The organism is Streptomyces nigra (genome assembly GCF_003074055.1).
GTDB classification, from domain to species: domain Bacteria; phylum Actinomycetota; class Actinomycetes; order Streptomycetales; family Streptomycetaceae; genus Streptomyces; species Streptomyces nigra.
Genome location: NZ_CP029043.1, coordinates 4,064,841 through 4,086,292 on the forward strand (window position 1 = coordinate 4,064,841; position 21,452 = coordinate 4,086,292).

A 21,452-nucleotide genomic window follows, 5' to 3' on the forward strand; every position below is an offset into this window, starting at 1 on the left:
ATGGGGGTCTTCGTCTTTCTGCCGCTCGTCCTGCCGCTGACGGCCTGGCCGATCGCCCGGCTGGCCGAGCAGCATCTGCACCCCCGCACCGCGACCCGGCTGCTCACCGGCGTCGCCGCGGTGATGGCCGCGTGCAGCACGGTGTGCCTGGCCCTGGTGATGGTCGTCGGCACCGCCCAGCTCCCCGGCAACCCGCTGCCCGACGGCTGGTCCGACCCCGAGGTACGGGCCGCCGTCCCCTACGACGAGGTCGTCGGCAAGGCGGCGATCCCGTCGCTGTGCGCGGTCGTCGTGGCCTGCGCCCGGACGCTGTGGCGGCATGCCCGGGTACGCCGCCGAGCCCATCGAGCCCTGTCCGGGCTGCCGCCGACCGGGGTCGCCGTCCTGCGCGACGAGACGCCGTACGCGTACGCCCTGCCCGGCGGCCGGCGCGACCGCGTGGTCGTGACGACGGGCCTGCTGGACCGGCTGCGGCCCGCCGAACGCCGGGCGCTGTTCGCGCACGAACGGGCGCATCTGACCGGCGGGCACCACCGGTTCCTGCTCACCGTCCAGCTCGCGGCACGGGCCAACCCGTTCCTGCGCCCGCTGCGTACGGCCGTCGTCTACACCGCCGAGCGCTGGGCCGACGAGGAGGCCGCCCGGCGGATCGGCAGCCGCCGGACCGTCGCCCACGCCATCGGCAAGGCCGCGCTGGTGTCCCGGGGCACCCCGGCGCCCACCCTGGCCGGCTTCGCGGCGCCCGGGCCGGTGCCCCGGCGGGTCGCCGCCCTGCTCGGCCCGGAGCCCGCCGTACGCCGCTGGCCGTCGCTGTTCACCTCGGTGGGCCTCGCCGCCTGGTGCGCGGCCGCCGGGACGGCCGTATCGGCGATGTCCTCCGCGAACGCCGCCGTCACCATGGTCCTGATCCTGAAAGCGGCGACCCCGCTCTGACTCCCTTCCCACCTGGCCGAGTTGACGGATTCCGTCCGCCGGGCAACGGAAGGGGCGCGGGTCGTCGTCTGTTCAAGGGGGGACGGACGGGAGGGACGGCCGGTCGGGTCGTCGTATGTCCGTATCCATGTAGGGTGCGACGGACCCCAGGGGGAGGGAACGTGAGCGGAACGGGGAGGCGGCGCATGGCGTCGCCCGGTGCGCGCAGGACCCGGCTGACGCGGAGGGGCCGGATACTGGCCTGGACCGTCGGCGTCACCTCGGCGGTCGTGCTCGGCGTGGCCGGCGTCGGGGCGTGGGTCTACCAGGACCTCGACGGCAGCATCGGGTCGGCCGACGTGGACGACAAGATCGGCGGCGACCGGCCGGAGAACCTCAGCCCCGGCTCGAAGAACATCCTGGTGGTCGGTTCCGACAGCCGCGACGGCGCGAACGCCAAGTACGGCAAGGACCTGACCACCATGCAGTCGGACACGCTGATGGTGCTCCACGTGCCGGCGAACCGGAAGTGGGCCACGGTCGTGTCGTTCCCGCGTGACTCCTGGGTGGAGATACCGGCCTGCGAGAACGGGAGCGGCGGCACCTCGCGCCCCCACCACGCCAAGATCAACGAGGCGTTCGCGATCGGCGGTTCCGGCGGCGAGGTCTCCGGGGCCGCCGCCTGCTCCATCAAGACGGTCGAGGCACGGACGGGCCTGCGCATCGACCACTTCATGTCCGTCGACTTCCAGGGCTTCAAGGGCATGGTGGACGCCCTCGACGGCATCGAGGTCTGCCCCGAGGAGGCCATCCACTCCGAGAAGGCCCGTCTGGACATGGAGGCCGGCTGCCAGACCGTCACCGGCGAGAAGGCCCTCGGCTACGTCCGCGTCCGCTACGGCGTCGGGAACGGCTCGGACATCGGGCGCATCGGCCGCCAGCAGGAGTTCATGAACGCCCTCGCCGAGAAGGCGCAGGACCGGCTGACCAGCCCCACCTCCCTCTACGGCTTTCTGAAGTCCGCCACCAAGTCCCTGACGACGGACCCGGATCTGGCCGGAATCAAGCCCCTGTACGCCCTGGCGTCCGAGCTGCGGGGCATCCCGAGCGACCGGCTGACCTTCGTCACGGTCCCCAACTACCCGCGCGAGGCCGACGTCCCCACCGACAAGGCCAACGTCGCCTGGCAGTACCCGCACGCCACCGACCTCTTCAGCTCCCTGGCCAAGGACAAGGAGGTCGACGGCGACCGTCTGAAGGCGGACACGAAGGTGCCGCTGTACGCCTCCTCGGTCAAGGTCCAGGTCCTGAACGGCACTTCGACGTCCGGCCTGGCCGGCACGGTCGCCGCGAAGCTGCGCGAGGCCGGCATCACGGTCACCGGTACGGGCAACGCGCCCGAGCCCGCCGGCACCACCGGGATCACCTACCCGGCAAACCAGAAGCAGCAGGCGAGAGCCCTGGCCGCGCATCTGCCGGGGGCGCCGGGGCCGAAGGCGGCGGACGCGAACGCGGGGGCGGGCGTGATCACGCTGGTCGTGGGCGACGATCTGGACGTGGACCGGATCCGCTGACGCCTTTGGGTGTACGGCGCGTCGGGCCGGCCCGTGCTCGCTCGCACGGACCGGCCCGACGCGTGAACGCTCCGGCGACCGCTCAGAGGTCGAACTCGTGCGGCGGCAGCCCGAGGGCGTAGCACGCCTCCCGGACCACGGCCTGCTCGTCCTTGTCGAAGTGCCCGTCGGCCCCGCCGATGACGATGCCGATCTGGACGACGGCACGCGCCTCGGCGGGCTTCTTCTTCGCCTTGGCGATCTCCTGCATGACGCTCACCTTGCCGAAGTCGAAGTCGGTGGTGAGACGGTCCAGGTTCTCCTCGAAGCGACGGCGCAGATCGTCGGCGGGGAAGTTCTGCAGCACCTCGTTGGCCGAGATGAGCTGGGCGACCCGCTGCCGCTCGGACGGATCGACGGTGCCGTCGGCCGCGGCGACGAGTGCGCACATCGCCATGCTCGCGTCGCGGAAGGCACCGCTCTTGAGGTCGTTCTTCTTCGCCACCAGCTGGGTCTGCATCGTCGATGCGGACTCCTTGATGCGGTCCCACAGGGCCATGTGAGGACTCCTCCGTCGCTCGTTCCCGGCGTTTGTTTCTACAGTGCTGTAGAAACTATCAGGTGCCCGGGGGCGGCATTGCCCGGTGGCACCACTCACTCCTCCTCGTCCTCCTCGCCCTCGAAGAAGTCCCCGACCTCGTCGACGACTTCGGCGGCGACCAGGCCGCCGGCCACGCCGACCGCGAGCCCGGCGGCCCCGGCCGCGACGGCGGTCCCGACACCGGGACCGGAGTGGTGGCCGTGATGCGAGGCACCGCTGTGGGGATCCCCGTAGGACGAGGCCCGGTGCTCGACCAACCGCCCCACCCACCCGTCGACTTCCGCGCTCCAGTCCCGGCTGTCGTCGTGCCCGACGGTGACGTGGGTGAGCGCGTCATGACCGTCCGAGACCAGCCCTCCGCGCTTGTCGGCCTCCAGGACCACCTCCACACCGCCCGGTCCGGCGAGGAAGGTCACCTCGACCTCGTTCACCTGGTGCGCGTACCGCGGCGACGGGGTGAGCTCGATCTCCTGGTAGAAGGGCAGCCGCTGTCCGGTCCCGCCGATGTGCCCGTACTCCAGATCGGCCGAGCGGAATCCGAACCCGAGCTGCCCGAACGCCTCCAGGACGGCCTCCTGCACGGGCAGGGGCGCGACGGTCAGCGGGTCCAGATCGCCCTTGTCCCGCGCTCCGGCGACGGACAGCTCGGTGCGCACACCGAGGACGACGCCGAGCGGCTGACCGTACAGCTCGGTGATGGGCGTCTCCCACGGCAGCACCAGACCGAACGGCACCGAGCGCTCCTCACCCGCCGCGAGCCGGAACCCACCGCCGACGGTGACCCGCTCGAAGGCGGCGACGCCCTCGCTCTCCCCGTCCGCGTGCTCGGCCTCGACCCGGGCGACGAGTTCGAGGGTGATCTGCTCGATGTCGAAGTCGGCGGTGCCGCCCTGGAGGAGGACCTGACCGCCGAGTGTGCCGCCGGGGAGGGCCGGCCCCGGGTCGAGGACCGTGTCCACCGTGGGGCCCCCGACACCGAGCGAGCCGAGCAGTCGCTTGAACACCATCGTGGCGTCCACTCCTTCACGTCCGTGCATGGTTGTTCTACAGGCGCGTAGAAGAATAGGCGGGGCGGACTCCGGGCGTCGCCGGCACAGGTTGAAACCGGCCGGGCAGGTGTGGTTAGGGTGCGGGCGATGCTCCGCACCGAAGCCGCACCGGTCGCGCCGCGCACAGGGGACGCACCGGCACGAGAGGCCACCGCCGCGACGGGACGACGGCAGGGGCGGACACCGGCGGAGCCCGGACGGGCCTCCGCCGCCCGCGACCCCTTCCTGGACAACGCGAAGTACCTGGCAGTCCTGTTGGTCGCGGCGGGCCACGCCTGGGAACCGCTGCGCGAGGGCAGCAGAGCGGTCACCGCGCTCTACACGCTTGTCTACGCCTTCCACATGCCGGTGTTCGCACTCATCTCGGGCCACCTGTCACGCCACTTCGAGGCCACCCCGAGCCAACTCGCCCGCCTCCTCACGGGCGTAGCGATCCCGTACATCGCCTTCGAGACGGCCTACACCCTCTTCACCCGCTGGAGCAGCGACGACCCGGACCGCCCGATCACCCTGCTCGACCCCCTCTACCTGACCTGGTACCTGGCGGCCCTGTTCATCTGGCGCCTGACGGCACCGGCGTGGCGCGCGGTACGCCATCCCGTCCCCTGGGCCCTGGCGATCGCCGCCCTGGCGACACTCACCCCGTCCCTCGGCGACGACCTGGACCTGCAGCGCGTCCTGCAGTTCCTGCCGTACTTCGTACTGGGCCTGACGCTGGGCGAGAGAGGCGAGGCCCGACTGCACGACGGTCTCCCGCGCCTCGTGGCCGCCCCCCTCCTGATGGCCGCCCTGGCCTGCGCCCACTGGATGGCCCCTCACCTGGACTACGCGTGGTTCTTCCACAACGACAGCGCGGCTGGCCTGGGCGCCCCGGCCTGGGCGGGCCCGTTGACGACCCTGGCCACCTTCGCCTGCTCGATGACCCTGTCGGCCTGCTTCCTGGCCTGCGTACCCCGGCACCGGACGTGGTTCACCCCGCTGGGCGCCGGAACGCTGTACGCGTACCTTCTGCACGGCTTCGTAGCCCAGACAGCAGAACACGAGGGCTGGTACGAGGCGGTATGGCTCCAGAACCCGGCAGGCAAGGCAATCCTGACGCTACTGGCGGCGGCACTGACGACGGCCCTGTGCACCCCACCGGTCCGCCACCTATGCCAGGCAGTCCTGGAGAACCCGCTACGCAGGGCGCTGACCAGGGAAGAATCCCCCTCCGGCCCCCTGCCGCACTGATCATCCACCTGCGTACACTGCGGTCGATTTCATCGGCGGCCCGCCGCACCAGGCGGGCCCGACCCCTCGGGGACTCCATGCGAAGATCGACGATCGGTTCCGCCCTGCTCGGCTCCGTGGCGCTGGCCGCCCTCCTCACGCCGGGCGCGCGGGCGGACGACGTTGTGGGCAACCTCGACCTCGGCACCTTCAGGATCACGGGTGGCGGCGGCTCGGGCAACGACGTCGTGCTCGGCATCACCGAGCGCAGGACGATCACCGTCAAGCTGACGGCGAGCGACGACTCCGGCATCAGGTCGGCGGACTTCACGCTCTACCACGGCAGCACCCTGGCCAAGGCCGACGCGAAGCTGAAGGCCACGGAGACGACGGCGGCCTGCACCGCGAGCGGCACCACGTCCACCTGCACGAAGCACTACACGATCGACCCGCGCGCCTCGCTGAAGAACTCCCTGGCCGGCACCTGGAAGGTCGCCGTCCAGGCCAAGGCCAACGACGGCGACTACGTCACCACCGACGGCCACACCTCGTTCTTCCTGAAGCGCTACGCCAAGCTCACGGCCAACGCCTCACCCGAGCCCATCGCCAAGGGCCGCACCCTCACGATCACGGGCAAGCTCTCCCGCGCCAACTGGGACACCCACGACTACCGCGGCTACACCGGCCAACGTGCCTACCTGGAGTTCCGCCGCCCGGGCACCAGCTACTACGAGTCCCTCGGCTACACCCTGACGAACTCCACCGGCGTCCCCACGGCCAAGGTCACGGCCACAGCGGACCGCTACTGGCGCTACGAATTCAGAGGCACGTCAACAACAAACGCCGTAAAGGCCCCGGGCGACTACGTGGACGTGCGGTAGTCCGCCGGACGGCGCGTACGCCCCTGACGGATCAAGCCCCCGCCCCGTATACATCCGACCACGTATACTGATACACGTCTCGATGTATACGGAGGTGGGTTCATGAGCAGAACCGTCATCGACCTCGACGACGACGCTCTGGAGGCCGCTGCCAAGGAACTGGGCACCTCCACGAAGAGGGACACCATCAACACCGCACTGCGGGAGATCGTCGCCCGCAACCGCCGCCTGCGCGCCCTGCACGAACTGCAGGACCTGGCGGCCGAGGGTGCTCTCGACGTCGAACTCCTCCTGGACAAGCGCACCTACCGAGGCGGCTCCGGGCGGTGAGCGTGCCCGACTACCTGATCGACACGTCAGCCCTGGCCCGCATCCTCCTCCGTCGGACGACGGAGGAGTGGGAGCAGCGCATGGCGGCCGGGCTGGTCGCCCTGTGCGACCTCACGGAGCTGGAACTGCTCTACTCCGCACGTTCCGCGAAAGATCGTGAAGCACTCCAGGAACGACTGGACCAGTTCGCCTGGTGCCCCATGCCCGACGGCATCCACCGGCGCGCTCGCGTCGTCCAGCGCGAGCTGACAGCCAAGGGAGAGCACCGCAGCGCCGGAGCCATCGACCTTCTCGTGGCGGCAGCAGCGGAGGAAGCCGGCCTCACGCTGCTGCATCACGACCGCGACTTCGAGACCATCGCCCGCACCACCGGCCAGCCGGTCCACATGATCGACCTGAAGTAGCCGCGCACGACGACCGCCGAGCCGCAGGTCTCATCGGTCAGCTGTTCCCAGAAACGGGTCGTGCAGCGCGACGAGTTCACGCAGATCATTGGAGACCATGACGCCGGCGAGCCGCCCGGCGACGATACGGAGAACACCGCTCAGCAGGCTCTCACGGCTCATGCGGGCCCCATGACACCCATGGCACCGAGCACGAGACACACCGTGCCGAAGAGAAAGAAGCAGCTCGGCCGGCGGCGCGCCACCTCCCAGGCCCGTGAACCCGCCTGAGAACCGGACAAGGGGAGCAAGGCGATGGAGCACCCGGAGCCTTCCCCGCCGGACAACCCGCCCGCTTGGCTGATGGCCCGCACCACCGCAGCGACCGTCAGGTTCCGCCGCACGGCCACCGCACCCCACCGATGACACCTCGTCCTCCCGGCGGCCTCGTGTCGCCCATCAGATGAACTGCTAGGCGTTCGGCTGTACCGCCCAGGCGGGCGCCCCCGGGTCCCGCGAAGCTGAGTGAGCCGGTCGGCTTCCGGCCGCGCCCTGCCCACAGCAGCCTCGTCCGAAAGGCCGCCCCCGTGATCGTGTGTGCGCAGCCGTTCGCACGAGGGCTGAGGTGCACTCGTCCGGATCCGGGGATCCACCCCGACGGGCCATGGGTACGCTGATGCGGCCAGCACGAGGATGAGCACTCCGCACAGGGGCGCGGACGAGGAGCGGCGAGGTGACGAGGACAGCCGGAGCGACCAGGGGTCACCTGGCACGCCTGCTGCTGCTCGGCCTGCTCCTCGTCGGCCTCGGCGTCGTCCATACGCTCGCCCATGCCGACGCCCATGGAGGCGTCACCGGACACACGTCCGCCCACCACTTCGGCCTGGCCGCGGCGGACCAAGAACCGTCCAACGGGCATCACGGGCGCGAGACGGGCACATCCGGCGAAGCCCTGAGCCCCACCACCGCCCTTGCGACCGCGGACCTGGACTCCCTGCCCGAGGCCGACTGTTGGGCCTCGGCGCCCAACGGGCCGTGGTCAGACCCCCCGGCGCAGCACGCATCCGGGGCCACGACCGAGCCGCACGGGGCGCCGCTCGCCGACGGGCTTCTCAGCTGCCGCGCACATACGTCACCGCACGCGCTGGGAGTCCTGCGGATCTAGAGAGGAGACCCGCGTCGACGGCACCGCCATGCCTCTGCGCGGCTCACAGTTCCGGTCCGCCGCTCCGGTGAGGGGCTGCCCGACCGCTCTCTCCGTCCCTGTTCTCCGGGCCGCCGTCCAGCGCCCTGATGCGCCGTACGTCCGTACAGCGCATCAGGCCACACGGCAGACCCGTGCCGAAAGGTGTCACTGCTCCCGTGTCCCAGCACCATGTCGCCGAAGCACCCTCTATGACGGCACCGCCGTACGCTTCCCGCCCGACTCCCCCTGTCCACCCGCCACACCCTTCCCGCCCGGCAGATCAGGACAGCCAGCACCTGTTCGATCGAGGCGGCACCGTGCCCGCGCCGCGCCGCGCGGAACCGGCGCCGTACGAGAGCCGGACCGGCGGGCGGCGAGGGCGTCGCCGGGCGCCCAAGCGCACCCCGCTGCTCGGTGACTACCTGGGCTATGCGGCGACCTTTGTCGGAGCCGGGCTGATCAGCGGCGCCATCGTGCACCACCCCCTCGATCCCACCCGCTACAGCCTCATCGCCGTCATAGGCGCCGCCGTCTTCCTCTGCGCCACGATCCTCAACGAGTTCGTCCTCACCCGCGGCCGCCCCAGCGCAGCGAAGGTCTGCGGCGTGGTCGCGGCCTCCCTCGCGCTGTCCTTCGGCATCGGCATGCTCAGCGGCGGTCTGCAGCACTTCGAGGATTTCCCCGAACGCGCGGCGATGCTGATCCCGTTCGGTCTCGCGCTCTCCTTCGTCTCGTACGTGCTGCGCCACCGTCCCGACCGGTGGCGCAGCATCCTCGGCCCGGCAGGGATCCTGGTGGCGGTCACGGCGGCCGTCGCCTTCGTCGGGTTGAAGGGCATCGCCCAGGAGATGGCCGCGCAACCGGGCGGCGACGGCCACGGCCACAGCCACGGGGAGGAGCCCGCCGCCGAAGCCGAGCCGGAGACGATCGGGACGGACGGCCACCAGCACGAACCCGGCTTCACAGAGGGCCCGGCCCACGGGACGACCCCGAGTGAGGAGCCGACGACCGCCTCATCCCCGGCGGCCGATGACCACGGCGACTCGGGCCACAGCCACTGACGGACCGCGCGCTCAGTGCCCCCCGGCGGAGGACATGGGCAGCCGTCGGGTGAAGGTCCTGCCGCTGTCGCGGGATTCGTACACGCCGTCCTGTGTGGCGACGAGGACGCGCTTGGCGTCGACGGCGGTCAGGGCCTGGGGCTGCCCACCCGGAACGGTCCCGGTCTCCTTCCAGCTGGTGCCGCCATCAGTGCTGCGGTGCAGGCCACCGGCGAGGTCGGCACCGTACAGGGCGTCGGCCGCGGGCCAGGACAGGAAGGCGAGGGCCTGTCCGGTCCCCGCGCGGAACTTCCGGCCGCCGTCGGTGCTCATGACGACGCCGTCCTCCGTGGTGGCCAGCACGACGTCCCGGTCCTGCGGGCTGACGGCGATGTCCAGGGCGGCGAGCGCGGCGCGGTCGTCCCAGGACGTCCGGTCGGCGCTGACGCGCAGCAGGCCGCGGGTGCTGTCGTAGCCGTAGACGGTGTTGTGCGCGTACTCCAGGGAGTGAAAGTCGGTGGTGCCGCCCAGGGACAGGGTCTTCCAGGTCCTGCCGGAGTCGGTGGACCGGATCAGGCCGCGGTTGCCGTGGTCGCCGCTGCCCTCGGCCGGGTGGCCGCTGCCGAGGAAGCTCTTCGCCCCGATGACGGTGAAGCCCATGTAGTCGGCCGTGTCGCCGACCCGCCGGGCGGTGCCGTCGTCGGCCACGGTGATCACACCTTCGTGGGTGGCGACGTACAGGCGCCCGTCGGCCGGGTCGATGCCCAGACCGTGGACATGGCTGACGGCGAGGCTGCCGGGGACTTCGGCCGACGTCGCGTCGGACGAGGTGCCGGAGCTGGAGGAGCATGCGGCCAGTACGGCCGCGAGGACGGTCGCGGTCATGACGGTGGCCGCGCGGGAACGAATCTTCATGCTGAGGATCTCTCCGTGAGGCGCGAGGAGGAGTGGCGGGCAGGGCTAAGGGATCGGCGCGGGACGCGCCTGCACGGGGGCCGGGCTGCGCGGAAGCGGGCCCGAGCCCCCGTTGCGGGCTCGTCAGCTCTTGCCGAGGAGCTTGTTCATCTCCTCGATCTCGGCGTTCTGCGCGGTGATGATGTCGTCGGCCAGCTCCTTGGCCGGCCCGTACTGGCCCTTGTCCTTCTCGGTGGTGGCCATCTCCACGGCACCCTCGTGATGCTCGACCATCATGGTCAGGAACATCGTGTCGAAGCCCTTGCCGGACGCCGCCATCAGCTCGTCCATGTCCTCGGTGTCCATCATCCCGGGCATGTCGGAGCTGCCGGAGTGACCGCCGTGGTCCATGCCCGGCATGGAGGAGGGCACGTCCTCGCCCCAGGACTCCAGCCAGCCGGACATCGTCTCGATCTCCGGGTCCTGGGCCTTCTCGATGCGCGCGGCCAGGTCCTTGACCTCGGCGGAGGACGCCTGACTTGCGGCCATCCTCGACATCTGGATGGCCTGCTGGTGGTGGGGGATCATGTCCTGCGCGAAGGAGACGTCCTGGTCGTTGTGGGCGCCGGCGGTGTCCTCGGCGCCGGCGGAGGCCGACGTCTGCGTACCGGATCCGGTGTCGGAGCCGTTGTCGCTGCCGCAGGCGGCGAGGACGAGGGCGGCGGTCACGGCCGTGGTGCCGAGAGCGGCACGACGGACGAGGGAAAGGATGCTGGTCATGTGGTACTCCTGCGGTCTGCGAAGGATGCTGCGCCGAGCGGCGCGGGACATGGCTGAGTGCCGTACGGCCGCTCGCCGAGGCACAACCGGCGAGGTGGGATACGGCTTGGCCTTGTCCTAGATCCGCAGGAGTTGAAGTTCGGCCAGTGTGGGCGGCGCCCGACCGCCGTCGGGCGTGGTGGCGAGGAACCCGTGGCCGCTGTCGGCGGGCGCGAGCGTGCCGACACGGTCGGGCAACGGCGCAGGAAGGACCGGCCCCGTGCCGACGGCGCCGGACGCGCACGTCGCATCGGCATGCTCGGCATGGCCGCCACCGCTGTCACCGTGGCAGACGTACTCGTCGCTCCCCATCCCGGCATGAGCAGAGGCGAAGGAGGAATGATGGGCGTCAGCGGCCGCGGCCCAGCCCGGGCTGAGGGCGTGCATACCGAGAAGGCCGGCCAGCAGCCCGAGCACCAGCAGCGCCCGCCACCGCCCACGGGGCGATCGCGCGGAGTGGAGCTGTGCACGGGCTGTCACAACTCCCATGCTACGGAAACCGCCTGGCTCCGCGAGGGCAGGCGGGCATTCGGTTCAGTCGTTGCTTGCGGAGGCGCCGAGCAAGGCCCGCCGCAGCTGGTCGAGACCGGGCAGTCCGGCCAGGCCGCCCGGCGTTCGATACACCCGGCACGCGATCCCCGGCGCGCGGCCGGGCTCGGCAAACAGGTCCCGCCCGTCGGCCATGAAGGTCGGCGAACCGGTGAAACCCTCCGCCTCTGCCGCGCGTGTATCCGAGATCACGCGCGTGGTGAATGCGGCGTCGTCGAGGCCGATGCGGACGAGCACTCGGCGAAGCAACTCGGCTGCGGGACCGGCGTGCGGGCAGTCGGGCACGACGAGAAGCTCGATGTTCACAGGTTCAGTGTCGCGCGCTTCCGGTGAGGAGCTCACGGTCCGTCAGGCGGGGGCGGCCGGCGGGCGAGGCGCGGGGAATCCGGGAGCCGCATCTCGAAGTCGGCGCCCAAATGGCCCCCGGAAGCACTCAGGGGCCCGACCCGCGCTGCGGATCAGGCCCCTGACCTGGTACTTCACTGTCGGGGTGGCGGGATTTGAACCCACGACCTCTTCGTCCCGAACGCGATCGGGCCCCGGTTGACCTCTTAGAGCTGGTGTTGGTCAGCTCGTTTTTCTCCAGTACCGTCCACTACGGTCCGGGACTGTCTCGCCACGGCTGCACTGTTTGGCCCCCTGTTTGGCCCCCCACAGTGTCAGGCGCAGATGCTGGTGACGGGCTGGTTACTCCTCCTGTTGAGGTTCGCCGTCCAGTGTGGTGGAGGCGTCGAATACCCCTGTGCTTCCCATGAGGTGCGCTCGGGCCGAGTCGGGCGACAAGGTGCCCTCCTCGACGCGTTTCGCCAGCTTGAATAGGTCACGAGTGTCCACCACTAGACCGTGCTCCTCGGCAAACACCTCGATGTCGTCAGTCGCTCCCGCTAGGACTGGTGGACGTAGACTCGGAGAAGCCTTGATGTTGTGATTGACAATGTACCAGCGGCCACTCGGTACATTGCTATGCTCGCGCTCGTAGTGACGAACCGCTCTTTCAATACGTTGAAAATCGCTGGTCTTTGCGCCCTTTGCGTATCCGCGCACCTCTGCCAAGCAAACCCATTCTCCGTAACTTACCTTCAGGTCCTCAAGAAGGTATGCCCCTTGCTCCTTACCGTCGTCCGAATCGACCACCGTGAATCCGAATTTAACCAAGGCGGATGCCACGGCAGAAACGAGCGGCTTCCCCTGGGCGGTTAGAAGCAATCTCGTTGAAGCGTCGCTCTCCGCCGAGACCCTCTGGAGGGTTTCTGTTAGTTGTTCTTCCTCAGCTTTTCTAGAGGAGTAGATTCTCTCTGTCTCCTTCTTGTGCTCGTCAAGGGCCTTGGAGGCGATTTCCTCTTCCGGTGTCATCCACTCGGGTGACCTGGTCCAATCGTTAGTGTCGGCCGGAAAAGCGTGCGGCAGGATCGAGTTCCATTTTGAATAAATGGCCGATCTCCATGAAGGGAGGTCCGGGGTGTGGCGAGGGAACCACCACCACTCGGGCCCATCGGCCGCACCCCTTTGCCACCATCCACAGCAGATTTCACCACTCTTCTCGCGAACCAAGGGCGTGATGCCCTCATGGTCCCATGTGGTTCCGACCACTCGTCGAAGTACCACGTGTGGCTGCTGGTTCTTGATGTGCTCCGCGAGGGAGCGCTGCTGGGCGATTGTAACGTCGTCCGGGATGTTTTCCGTCTCAATCGAAAGGAGTGTGGAGTGGCCTTGGGCAAACCCACCGAGTCGATAGGCGATATTTCGTGCACGAATGGTTTCGAGCCATCCTGATCCGCCGATTTGGATTACCATTAGTTGGCGGTTGAGGATTGGCGCGTCACCGAAAATGATAGCGGCGTTGAAGTCTTCCTGTCTTACTGTTCTAATTTCTTCAGGGTCATCTCGCCGCACAACTGTTCCGGGGAGTGAGGCGACAAGCTCTTCTTCGCTTGAGCTTTGCGGAATTCCAATGACGAGCGTCCAGGGGCGGGGGGATTCCCCGTAAATCTCACCCATTAGTCCCTCCCTTATTTGACTGCTGATGCTCTATTTTGTCAGCGGCAGGGACGTTGCGCACGCGTTTTCTGTGAGTCACCCAGCGTTGCTCACTGGGGGAGGAAGCCGGGCTTTTGCTGTCCAAGACTGTGCAGCTGTGCGAGGTAGTCTCGTGCCGCTGGCTCGGAGGCGTAGCGACGCTTCACCTCAGCCGCAAGCTCCCTGCTGGTCATGATTAGCGACGGCACGGACCGCCGGTCCCCTTCGAGGGCGCGGCGTCCCATGGTGACTGCCTGTTCCATGTCCCCTTCACGCGCCGCCGTAACGCCAAGAGTGACGCGTGCTTCCGCGTTGCGCATCGGCGAGCGCTCGGTCCCGTCGAAATCCGTTCCCGCGCGCAGCACCTCTTCGGCGAGCGTGCGCGCAAGCTTGTCTTCGCCGACCAGGCGGTAGCAGTCCATCGCGTAGAAGTCGAACTTGGCAGGGTCAACCACGAAGTGGTTGTCCAGGTTCTCGGGGTACGGCATCCCTTCGAGCAACCGCCGTCCCTTGTCCAAGGCCACTTCGACTTGTCGGCGATCCCCAAGCCGTGCCCACGCCTTGGCTTCCTGCGCGGCGAGCTGCACGGCCACCCCGTGGTGCTGCGCCTTCTCGGCTCCGGCCTGCGCTGCCGCGATGACGCCGCGGTAGTCGCCGGTCGTGAGCGCGAACCATGCACGCATCTCGTGCGCCCAGCCGGCAACCTCTGCGTGGTCAGCTTCGGTTGCGAGCGACATCGCGGCCTGTCGCGTCGACTCGGCCGCGTGGCGGTCGCCCGTGTCGTACTCGACACAGCCGACCAGCAGTGCCAGCCAACCGGACAGTGCCAGCACCTCGCGGTGCTGCGCGAGCGTGAGGCTTTTCGTGTGGAGGTCGACGACACGACGGAGCCACTGCCGCCCCTCGATGAGGAGCTGCTCGCTCGGCATGAACGGGTACTCCGAGGCGAGCCGGTCCGTGGTGATTCGCAGGGCATCGAGAGTGGCGTTGTCGACGTCGGACCGGTTGAGACGGCTCACGATCTCCAGCGTCTCCATGCCGGACGCTGCCAGGATTTCCGCGTCCCCGTCCCGCCGCGTGGGTGCTGGGAAGAGCGCGCGCGTCACGGTGCCGAAGAGGGCCGCGATGATCGGTTGGTAGAAGTCGTTCGGCATCTGCCCCGACTCCCAGCGCTTCCACTGACGGATCATGCTCTCTTCCGCAGGGAGCTCCGTGGGAGCGTGCGCCCGCAGTGCCCTGACTGCGTCCCGCTGCGACCAGTCGCGTGCCGCTCGCTCAGCCGCGATGCGCCGTGCCCATGCGGGCCTGTCGTCGGTCATGCGCCCTCCTCCGAGTGCCTACTCCGAGTCTTGCCCGCGAGCCAGGGGGACAGGGAAGAGGACACCGGGGTGTCACCAGACGTGTCCCCGCCCCTGCCTCGCCGTCCCCTAGCTGTCACTTACCTCACAACTCCCGTTCCCCGCATGCTGGTTGCAGATCACGCACCACCCGGCTCGCCGAGCGCTTCGAGCCGTTCGACCCTGCCCCGCAGATCTGAGACTTGGGAGGTGAGATGTTCGAGCTGACGCAGAACTTCGGGGAGGTCGACGCCGGCGCTCGCCTCCCCCGGTTCGGTCGCTTGCTCGGGGTCCCGAGCGTAGCTACCGCGGGCCGTGGTCGTGATGAGCCCATCCTCGCGCAGGATCGCGAGCGCGCGCTGCACGGTCATTCCCGAGATCTTGAACCGCGTGGCCAAGTCCCGGACGGATCCCACATGGGCGCCGGGCGGGATGGAGCCGTTCGCGATCTCCTGTCTCAGGATGTCGGCCGCTTGCTCGGACTCTGTCCGAGGGTCGTCTTTCGAGATTTCAGCGCTGGTCACGCCATCGAGCGTACCCACCACTAGTACGCCCTAGCACGAGATCTGCGCGGACCTCTTGCGCAGTGGTACGTGCTAGTACATGCTGTTACACATCAGCACAGCGAACCCGGTAGGGCATGGCCGGCTGTGCCTGCAAGTGCTTGACCTGCAAGACCGCACAACCCAATGGGGGTCGCGTCCACGGACGCGGCCTCAAGGGGCCCGGGACAGAGCGGGCCGAGGGCGGACCCGACCCTTTTCACTTTCGGGACGGCTTAGACCGAAAGGTCACGTCTCCATACGCCTACAACGGGGTCATGCCGCGCTACCTGGTACGGGCACGGCACCCCCGAAGGAGACACGTTCACCGCCCCGGCATCCCGCCGCGAGGGCGTCGGATCAAATCCGACCCGGGGCACTTCCCCTTGCCGTTCTGCGGCTCGGGTTCTTCCGGATCAGTCGCCGTCTCACCAAAACGCCTGCGACTGCTCTGGCTCCCTGTCCCTCCCATTTCAGGAGCTGACATGCGTACGTACGTCGGTCGCCAACAGGCCGTTTCTGCCGATGACTTCGCCGAACTCGCGCTCGGCACCCCGGTTGAGCTGTGGCTCGGGGTCGAGGGCGAGACGGACGAAGAGCGCGCGGCTCGCATGGACGCGGCGCGCGACATCCTCACCGACCCCGAGTACAGCGACCTCCCCGACGACCTGGTCCGCCTGGCCGCGGGGATCGTCGAGGACCACCCGGAACTGTTCGACGTGGTTCCGCTCCGCCGCCCCGCCCGCCGTCGCTCGGCACGCCGGGGGGTGGCGGCATGACCACCGCGACCATCACCCCGGAGGCGCCGCCGTCCGGGGTGCCGCCGTTGACGAAGCCCGAGATGGGGCTCGCCGGAGTCGGTGCGCTCGCCGCGGCCGGCGTGGGCGCGCTCGGTCTCGTCTCGTCGTTCGACGCCGTGTCGGCCGCCGCGGCCCGCTGGGGCTTCGGCGAGCCGTGGATGCTGCCGGTCGGCATCGATGTGGCCATTCCGGTGTTCACCGTGGCCAACCTGCTGCTGATCCGGATGGACATGGCATTGGCGTGGGTGCGGTTCGTCCCCTGGGCACTCACGCTGGTCACGTGCGGCCTGAACGTCGCCGCCGGACAGGGCATGTGGGCCAAGGTCGCGCACGGCACGATGCCGCTCCTGTGGGTCGTGTTCTCCGAGATCGGCGCACACATCTACGCCGTGCGCATCGGCGCCGCCACCGGGCGGCGAATGGAGAAGATCCGGTGGTCGCGGTGGCTGCTGGCCCCCGTGTCCACCTTCGCGCTGTGGCGCCGCATGACGCTGTGGGAGGTCACCTCCTACGCTCTGGCTCTCGCCTGCGAGCGGGAACGGCTGCTGGCCCGCGCAGACCTGCGCGAGCGGTACGGCCCGCTCTGGCGTTGGAGGACACCGCGGCGCGAGCGCGTCATACTGCGCATGGGCGAACAGGCCCCGGCCACCGAGCAGGAGGTAGCCGCGCCGCCTCTGGTGGAGGAACCGCCGGCCGCTCCGGCTGAGTCCAAGCCGCGCCCGCGCCGACGCGCCGCCACCAACAAGGCCAAGGGCAAGGCTCAGCGCACCTTCGAGGAAGCGCTGATCGAAGCCCGGACGGTCACAGCGGAGTGGACGGACGCGGAAGTGACCGCGGACCGTCTCCGCACCACCCTGCACGTCTCCCAGACCAACGCCCGGAAGCTGCGCGACACCCTGAAGTCAGAGCGCGCGCAGGGCCGTTCGCTGCGGTCTGTGGACGACTCGGAGGGCGAGGCACCCGCGGCTGAGGCCGCCTGATGGCCCCCGCGTTCAGCAAGTGCTACGACCCCTCCGGTAGCCAGTACGGCATCCCCACCTACCCGTGGCGCTACGCCCCGGACGGGCTCGCCACGCGCCGCCAACTCCGCGCCCGTGGCCTGCGCCCGGGGGGCCAGCCGGTCGCGGCTCAGGTGCTGCGCCCGCGCTACCGGCGCGGTCCGCTCGTCGCCTACCTGTACCGCGTCGACCGCGCCAAGCCGGTCCGACCGATGACGCCGGGCAAGCGGTCCGCGCTCGCCAAAGCGATGCTCGCCCGACGTACCTGCCCGTCCTGCCGGACGGATGCCGGATACGTCATTCCCATTTCGCTCGGCATGTGCGTGACCTGCGCCTACCCCGAGGAACAGCGCGCCGCCTGAACTTCGCACACGAGCCGGCGGGGCCGGTCCGCTCACCTCCTACAGCGACGGACCGCCCCCGCCTCTCCTCCCGATGGAAGGGACTTCAGTGAAGCACCCCGACGACGAAAACGAACTGTTCAACCGACTCGAAGCCGAGATGGGCGCCGACTCCGGGGGAGAGGTGGTCGACCTCGACAAGGCGCGGTCGGCCCGCGCCGGGTCGGCCGACCCGACCACCCGACCCGACTCCGACCCGTCGGCCGACCCGGAGAACGGTCGGTCGGGCACCGAGTCGGCCGACCCGACCGTCCGCGCGATGGTCGACCAGCCGACCCCGACCGCGGCCGGTCCGGGCTACCTCGGTCGGCTGGTCGCCGCGCAGCGCCGCCCGGTCGTACCGCAGTGGCTCAAGTCCGTGGCGGAACTGCGGACCGCATCGGCGTGGGTGACCCGCCACTACGCCCACTCGGTCGGCTATCACGCACTGCGCACCCCGGTCTACGCCGCGCGCCTCGCGCTGCAAGCGCCGTCCGGCGCCGCGAAGTTCGTGGGCGGCACGATGCGGTGGGTGGCCGACCGCGAGGGCGAGCCGGTCCGACTCGCCGCGGTCCGGCGCGAGGACGCCGCGGAGTACCTGAAGCTGTCGCGGCAGCGCGACGGACGGGTCCGACTGCGCACCCTCGTAACCGTGCTCGCGATGTTCGTCGGGCTGGGCGCCGCGCTCGCCATGTACGTGCTCGCCCCTGACTGGCTTCAGGCCGTCTCCGTGGGCGCGGTCGTGATGGCGCTCGGCTACGCCGGCCGGAAGGCGGATGCCCCGGTCATCCACCGCGCGGTGGAGCTGCCCAAGGCGGTCAAGCTCACCAGTGACATCGTGCTGAGGGCGCTCGGCTCGCTCGGTATCCCCGCCATCAACCAGGCGCAGGCCAAGGGGCGCGACGGGTTCGAGTTCACCGCGCCGATCACGCGCGACGGCCCCGGCTGGCGTGCGGAGGGCAACCTCCCGTACGGCGTGACCGTGACCGACATCATCGAGCGGCGCGAGCGTCTCGCCTCCGGCCTGCGCCGGCCGCTGGGATGTGTGTGGCCTGAGGCGGTGCCGGACGAGCACACCGGACACCTGGTGCTGTGGGTCGGCGATCAGGACATGTCCAAAGCCAAGCAGCCCAAGTGGCCGCTGCTCAAGACCGGTTCGGTCGATCTGTTCAAGCCGGTCGCCTACGGCACCGACCAGCGCGGTCGGTGGGTCGCGGCAACGCTGATGTACATCGCGGGCGTCATCGGCGCCATCCCGCGCATGGGCAAGACCTTCCTGCTCCGTCTCCTGCTCCTGATCGCGGCGCTGGACCCGAGGGCGGAACTCCACACGTACGACATGAAGGGCACCGGTGACCTCGACCCGGTCGGGGACGCCGTGTCACACCGGCACGCTGCGGGGGACGATGACGACTCCATCGAGTACTGCCTGAACGACTTCAGGGCGCTGCGCGAGGAGCTCCGACGCCGAACCAAGGTGATCCGGTCCCTGCCGCGGGACATCTGCCCGGAGTCGAAGGTGACCAGCGAACTCGCCGACAAGCGGTCGTTGGGCCTGCACCCGATCGTGATCGGCGTAGACGAGTGCCAGGTCCTCTTCGAGCACCCCGAGCACGCGAAGGAGTTCGAGGAGATCGCCACCGACCTAGTCAAGCGCGGTCCGGCCACCGGCATCGTTCTGCTGCTGGCCACCCAGCGACCGGACGCGAAGGCGCTGCCCACGGGCATCTCCGCGAACGCGTCCGCGCGCTGGTGCCTCAAGGTCATGGGCCAGTTGGAGAACGACATGGTGCTCGGCACATCCGCGTACAAGCGAGGCGTGCGCGCGACCATGTTCGCCTGGGGTGACAAGGGCATTCACTACTTCGTCGGCGAGGGCTCGGACGCCCGGATCGTGCGTTCCGTCTACATCGACGGACGCGAGGCCGAAGCCATCGGCGCCCGCGCCCGCCGGCTGCGCGAGGAGGCGGGCACCCTCTCTGGGCACGCACTCGGTGAGGCGCCGGAGCCCACCGCTGCTGCCTACGACCTGCTCGCCGACATCCTCGCCGTCGTCGCGGCCAAGGAAGCCAAGGTCTGGTCCGAGACGGTCGTGAGCCGGCTCGCCGAACTGCGGCCCGAGGTCTACGACGGCTGGGACCCCGACGCGCTCGCCGCGGCCCTGAAGCCGCACGGCATCTCCACCATCCAGGTGGGCCGTCGAGTCGACGGGAAGGTCGTCAACCGGCGCGGCATCGACCGCTCGCACATCACCTCCGCGATTGCGGAGCGTAGCGGAAAGCGGGACGCGGGCTGACACTCCGGGGCCGCTAGCGCTAGCGGCACACCCCGCTAACGTTAGCGGCCCCGCTAGCGCCCCAAACCTGCCCTGATCAGGCCACTAGCGGATAGCGGCCTACCTGCGGAAACCCCTGGAAACCGCCTTGGAGGGCCTCTCATGACCCTTGCCCTGCTCGCTATCACCCTTCTGTTCGGCGTGACTCTGTGTTACGTCGCCGTGTGCACCGCCTCGCCGTTCGGCAACTGCCGCAAGTGCCGCGGCTGGGGCTTCGAGATGAAGACGGACCGCAAGGGCCGCATGAAGCGCGGCAAGGACTGCCGCCGCTGCAACGCCACCGGCAAGCGCATCCGCATCGGCCGGTGGTTCTACAACCGCTGGGCGCGCATCTACCGCGCGGGCGCTTCCTGAGACAGGCGACCGGCGACCGCCCGTCATGAGACGGGCCCCGCTCCTAGCTGGAGCCAGGCGGGCACGGTCGCCGGTCTGTCGCCCCGAACTTGCCAGCACCCGGGGCGCGCAGAGCGTATCCATCCGTCCACCTCGCCCGAAAGCGAGTTCTCTGCCGTGATCCTCAACATGTCCGCCGTGCTGCTGTTCGGCGCCGCCTCCGCCTTCGTCCTCAAGACCAAGGCTGCCGGAGGTGGCGCCGCCCTCGCGCTGTTCCTGTTCGGCTTCTTCACCGCCGGTACCGGCGCCTATGGGCCCATCAACGACCTGGTGCAGGCGTTCGCCACCGCCCTCAGCGACCTCGGCAAGTGAGAAAGGAGACCACGACTATGAACGAACCAATCGTCGCGCGGCACTGGCTCGCCATCGTCGCGCCCAAGGCCGCGCCCGCGCTCGCCACCACGACCGTGCTCGCGCTCGCCCGGATCTGGAACGGCAACGGCGCCGAACACTCCGTCGGCAACGCCGTGCTGATGACCACGCTGTCCCTGGGGGCCGCGGCGGCCGGCGCGTGCGCGAGCGTCGGACGGGCGGGTGACTCCGTCATCGCCGGGACGGCCTTCGCCGCATCCGGCGCGCTCGCCTTCGCGGGCGTGGCCGGATACGCGGACGGGATGTCCCTGCCGCTGCTGCTGTGGTCCGTGGCCACCGCGGGCGCCTACGGGCTCGCCGCCCGGTACTGGCGCCGCGACCGCCGCGACACGCTCACGTACGAGCGGCACGTGAGCGAGCGGCGCGAGGAGCGTGCCCACATCGAGCGTGTCGAGACGCTGCGCGCCACGACCCAGATCGAGGTGGCCCGCACCGGCGCCGCCTACGCCGAACAGCTCGCCGCCGCGCTCACAGCCCGCGCCGCGCTGCCCGGCTTCGATCCGAAGAGCATCGAGAGCACGGGTCTGCCCGCGCTGCCTGGTGCCGAGATCAGCAAGGAACGTGGCTGGTGACCGGCAACCAGACCCGACGCACGGACGCCCTGCTCTCCGAGGCGCACCGCAACCCGCACGGCCCGATCACGACCGGCAGCGTGATGCGCCTCTACGCCCGGCTCGGCATCGCGCCGAAGCGCGCCACGGCTAGGGGCGACCTGAAGTCGCTCGCCCGGCAGGGCCTGCTCACCGAGCACGGCCCGAGCCACCAGCGCCACTACGCGCTCCGCACCACCCACCAGTAGCTACGCCCGAGGCGGGCGCCGTCTCACCACAAGCCTGCGCCCGCCCCGGTTCTCCAGTCCCTCCATAGAGAACA

At 69.7% G+C, this 21,452-nt stretch carries 26 protein-coding genes; 16 read left to right on the forward strand and 10 right to left on the reverse strand.

Features of this window, described 5'->3' with window-relative positions:
- Both DC008_RS18840 and DC008_RS18845 read left to right on the forward strand, forming a co-directional pair.
- Nucleotides 1-933 (forward strand): M56 family metallopeptidase, encoded by a 933-nt coding sequence (locus tag DC008_RS18840; protein WP_108707978.1) that lies wholly within the window; start codon nucleotides 1-3, stop codon nucleotides 931-933.
- A 185-nt stretch (nucleotides 934-1,118) separates the two neighbouring features.
- A complete protein-coding gene (locus DC008_RS18845) occupies nucleotides 1,119-2,486 on the forward strand; it encodes an LCP family protein (RefSeq protein WP_208645920.1) in 1,368 nt (455 codons plus the stop codon).
- Between the two features lie 82 nt (nucleotides 2,487-2,568).
- On the opposite strand, the gene DC008_RS18850 is transcribed toward DC008_RS18845, so the two are convergent.
- Together DC008_RS18850 and DC008_RS18855 are read right to left on the reverse strand one after the other, a co-directional pair.
- The gene (locus DC008_RS18850; RefSeq protein WP_055621281.1) at nucleotides 2,569-3,024 is read right to left on the reverse strand and encodes a tellurite resistance TerB family protein; all 456 of its coding nucleotides are present in this window, start codon (nucleotides 3,022-3,024) and stop codon (nucleotides 2,569-2,571) included.
- A gap of 95 nt (nucleotides 3,025-3,119) precedes the next feature.
- Nucleotides 3,120-4,073: a sporulation protein gene (locus DC008_RS18855; RefSeq protein WP_208645922.1), complete on the reverse strand. Its 954-nt coding sequence runs from the start codon at nucleotides 4,071-4,073 to the stop codon at nucleotides 3,120-3,122.
- Nucleotides 4,074-4,202: 129 nt separating this feature from the next.
- On the opposite strand from DC008_RS18855, the gene DC008_RS18860 reads away from it, so the two are divergent.
- The 4 genes from DC008_RS18860 (at nucleotide 4,203) to DC008_RS18875 (ending at nucleotide 6,939) form a co-directional block, all read left to right on the forward strand.
- A complete protein-coding gene (locus tag DC008_RS18860) occupies nucleotides 4,203-5,345 on the forward strand; it encodes an acyltransferase family protein (protein ID WP_108707980.1) in 1,143 nt (380 codons plus the stop codon).
- 77 nt (nucleotides 5,346-5,422) lie between these two features.
- On the forward strand, nucleotides 5,423-6,205 hold the full coding sequence (locus DC008_RS18865; protein WP_108707981.1) for a DUF5707 domain-containing protein: 783 nt from the start codon (nucleotides 5,423-5,425) through the stop codon (nucleotides 6,203-6,205).
- A gap of 102 nt (nucleotides 6,206-6,307) precedes the next feature.
- Nucleotides 6,308-6,535: a type II toxin-antitoxin system VapB family antitoxin gene (locus tag DC008_RS18870; protein WP_108707982.1), complete on the forward strand. Its 228-nt coding sequence runs from the start codon at nucleotides 6,308-6,310 to the stop codon at nucleotides 6,533-6,535.
- The gene (locus DC008_RS18875) at nucleotides 6,532-6,939 is read left to right on the forward strand and encodes a PIN domain nuclease (RefSeq protein WP_108707983.1); all 408 of its coding nucleotides are present in this window, start codon (nucleotides 6,532-6,534) and stop codon (nucleotides 6,937-6,939) included. The genes DC008_RS18870 and DC008_RS18875 overlap by 4 nt, the downstream gene beginning before the upstream one ends.
- A 30-nt stretch (nucleotides 6,940-6,969) precedes the next feature.
- On the opposite strand, the gene DC008_RS36260 is transcribed toward DC008_RS18875, so the two are convergent.
- A complete protein-coding gene (locus tag DC008_RS36260; protein WP_279632341.1) occupies nucleotides 6,970-7,101 on the reverse strand; it encodes a hypothetical protein in 132 nt (43 codons plus the stop codon).
- 550 nt (nucleotides 7,102-7,651) lie between these two features.
- On the opposite strand from DC008_RS36260, the gene DC008_RS18885 reads away from it, so the two are divergent.
- Both DC008_RS18885 and DC008_RS18890 read left to right on the forward strand, forming a co-directional pair.
- Nucleotides 7,652-8,083: a hypothetical protein gene (locus tag DC008_RS18885; protein ID WP_108707985.1), complete on the forward strand. Its 432-nt coding sequence runs from the start codon at nucleotides 7,652-7,654 to the stop codon at nucleotides 8,081-8,083.
- A 338-nt stretch (nucleotides 8,084-8,421) separates the two neighbouring features.
- A complete protein-coding gene (locus DC008_RS18890; RefSeq protein ID WP_108707986.1) occupies nucleotides 8,422-9,165 on the forward strand; it encodes a UbiA prenyltransferase family protein in 744 nt (247 codons plus the stop codon).
- Between the two features lie 12 nt (nucleotides 9,166-9,177).
- On the opposite strand, the gene DC008_RS18895 is transcribed toward DC008_RS18890, so the two are convergent.
- The 7 genes from DC008_RS18895 to DC008_RS18920 all read right to left on the reverse strand — a co-directional run bounded on the left by DC008_RS18895 (nucleotide 9,178) and on the right by DC008_RS18920 (nucleotide 15,283).
- Nucleotides 9,178-10,059, reverse strand: a complete 882-nt coding sequence (locus DC008_RS18895) for a F510_1955 family glycosylhydrolase (protein WP_108707987.1) — start codon at nucleotides 10,057-10,059, stop codon at nucleotides 9,178-9,180.
- Nucleotides 10,060-10,182: 123 nt separating this feature from the next.
- Nucleotides 10,183-10,818 (reverse strand): DUF305 domain-containing protein, encoded by a 636-nt coding sequence (locus tag DC008_RS18900; protein WP_108707988.1) that lies wholly within the window; start codon nucleotides 10,816-10,818, stop codon nucleotides 10,183-10,185.
- Nucleotides 10,819-10,935: 117 nt separating this feature from the next.
- The gene (locus tag DC008_RS18905; RefSeq protein WP_208645924.1) at nucleotides 10,936-11,337 is read right to left on the reverse strand and encodes a DUF6153 family protein; all 402 of its coding nucleotides are present in this window, start codon (nucleotides 11,335-11,337) and stop codon (nucleotides 10,936-10,938) included.
- 54 nt (nucleotides 11,338-11,391) lie between these two features.
- Entirely contained in the window at nucleotides 11,392-11,712 is a 321-nt protein-coding gene (locus tag DC008_RS18910) for a DsbA family protein (protein WP_108707990.1), read from the reverse strand.
- A gap of 381 nt (nucleotides 11,713-12,093) precedes the next feature.
- On the reverse strand, nucleotides 12,094-13,404 hold the full coding sequence (locus DC008_RS35245; protein ID WP_123954015.1) for a hypothetical protein: 1,311 nt from the start codon (nucleotides 13,402-13,404) through the stop codon (nucleotides 12,094-12,096).
- A gap of 89 nt (nucleotides 13,405-13,493) precedes the next feature.
- Nucleotides 13,494-14,741, reverse strand: a complete 1,248-nt coding sequence (locus tag DC008_RS18915; protein WP_108707991.1) for an NsdA family TPR-like regulatory protein — start codon at nucleotides 14,739-14,741, stop codon at nucleotides 13,494-13,496.
- Between the two features lie 158 nt (nucleotides 14,742-14,899).
- The gene (locus tag DC008_RS18920; RefSeq protein WP_164492331.1) at nucleotides 14,900-15,283 is read right to left on the reverse strand and encodes a GntR family transcriptional regulator; all 384 of its coding nucleotides are present in this window, start codon (nucleotides 15,281-15,283) and stop codon (nucleotides 14,900-14,902) included.
- Nucleotides 15,284-15,786: 503 nt separating this feature from the next.
- Here DC008_RS18920 and DC008_RS18925 point away from each other — a divergent pair.
- The 8 genes from DC008_RS18925 to DC008_RS18960 all read left to right on the forward strand — a co-directional run bounded on the left by DC008_RS18925 (nucleotide 15,787) and on the right by DC008_RS18960 (nucleotide 21,378).
- The gene (locus tag DC008_RS18925; RefSeq protein WP_108707993.1) at nucleotides 15,787-16,080 is read left to right on the forward strand and encodes a hypothetical protein; all 294 of its coding nucleotides are present in this window, start codon (nucleotides 15,787-15,789) and stop codon (nucleotides 16,078-16,080) included.
- A complete protein-coding gene (locus tag DC008_RS18930) occupies nucleotides 16,077-17,081 on the forward strand; it encodes a DUF2637 domain-containing protein (protein WP_244221376.1) in 1,005 nt (334 codons plus the stop codon). The genes DC008_RS18925 and DC008_RS18930 overlap by 4 nt, the downstream gene beginning before the upstream one ends.
- Nucleotides 17,081-17,461, forward strand: coding sequence for an RRQRL motif-containing zinc-binding protein (locus DC008_RS18935; RefSeq protein ID WP_108707994.1), 381 nt, complete (start codon nucleotides 17,081-17,083; stop codon nucleotides 17,459-17,461). The genes DC008_RS18930 and DC008_RS18935 overlap by 1 nt, the downstream gene beginning before the upstream one ends.
- Before the next feature lie 88 nt (nucleotides 17,462-17,549).
- Complete coding sequence (locus DC008_RS18940) at nucleotides 17,550-19,775, forward strand: cell division protein FtsK (protein WP_208645927.1); 2,226 nt, start codon at nucleotides 17,550-17,552, stop codon at nucleotides 19,773-19,775.
- A 141-nt stretch (nucleotides 19,776-19,916) separates the two neighbouring features.
- Nucleotides 19,917-20,168, forward strand: coding sequence for a hypothetical protein (locus DC008_RS18945; RefSeq protein WP_108707996.1), 252 nt, complete (start codon nucleotides 19,917-19,919; stop codon nucleotides 20,166-20,168).
- A 156-nt stretch (nucleotides 20,169-20,324) separates the two neighbouring features.
- Nucleotides 20,325-20,519, forward strand: coding sequence for a hypothetical protein (locus DC008_RS18950; protein ID WP_108707997.1), 195 nt, complete (start codon nucleotides 20,325-20,327; stop codon nucleotides 20,517-20,519).
- A gap of 17 nt (nucleotides 20,520-20,536) precedes the next feature.
- Complete coding sequence (locus tag DC008_RS18955; RefSeq protein WP_108707998.1) at nucleotides 20,537-21,151, forward strand: hypothetical protein; 615 nt, start codon at nucleotides 20,537-20,539, stop codon at nucleotides 21,149-21,151.
- Entirely contained in the window at nucleotides 21,148-21,378 is a 231-nt protein-coding gene (locus tag DC008_RS18960) for a hypothetical protein (RefSeq protein WP_108707999.1), read from the forward strand. Before DC008_RS18955 ends, DC008_RS18960 begins: the two co-directional genes overlap by 4 nt.
- Nucleotides 21,379-21,452 lie beyond the last annotated feature (74 nt).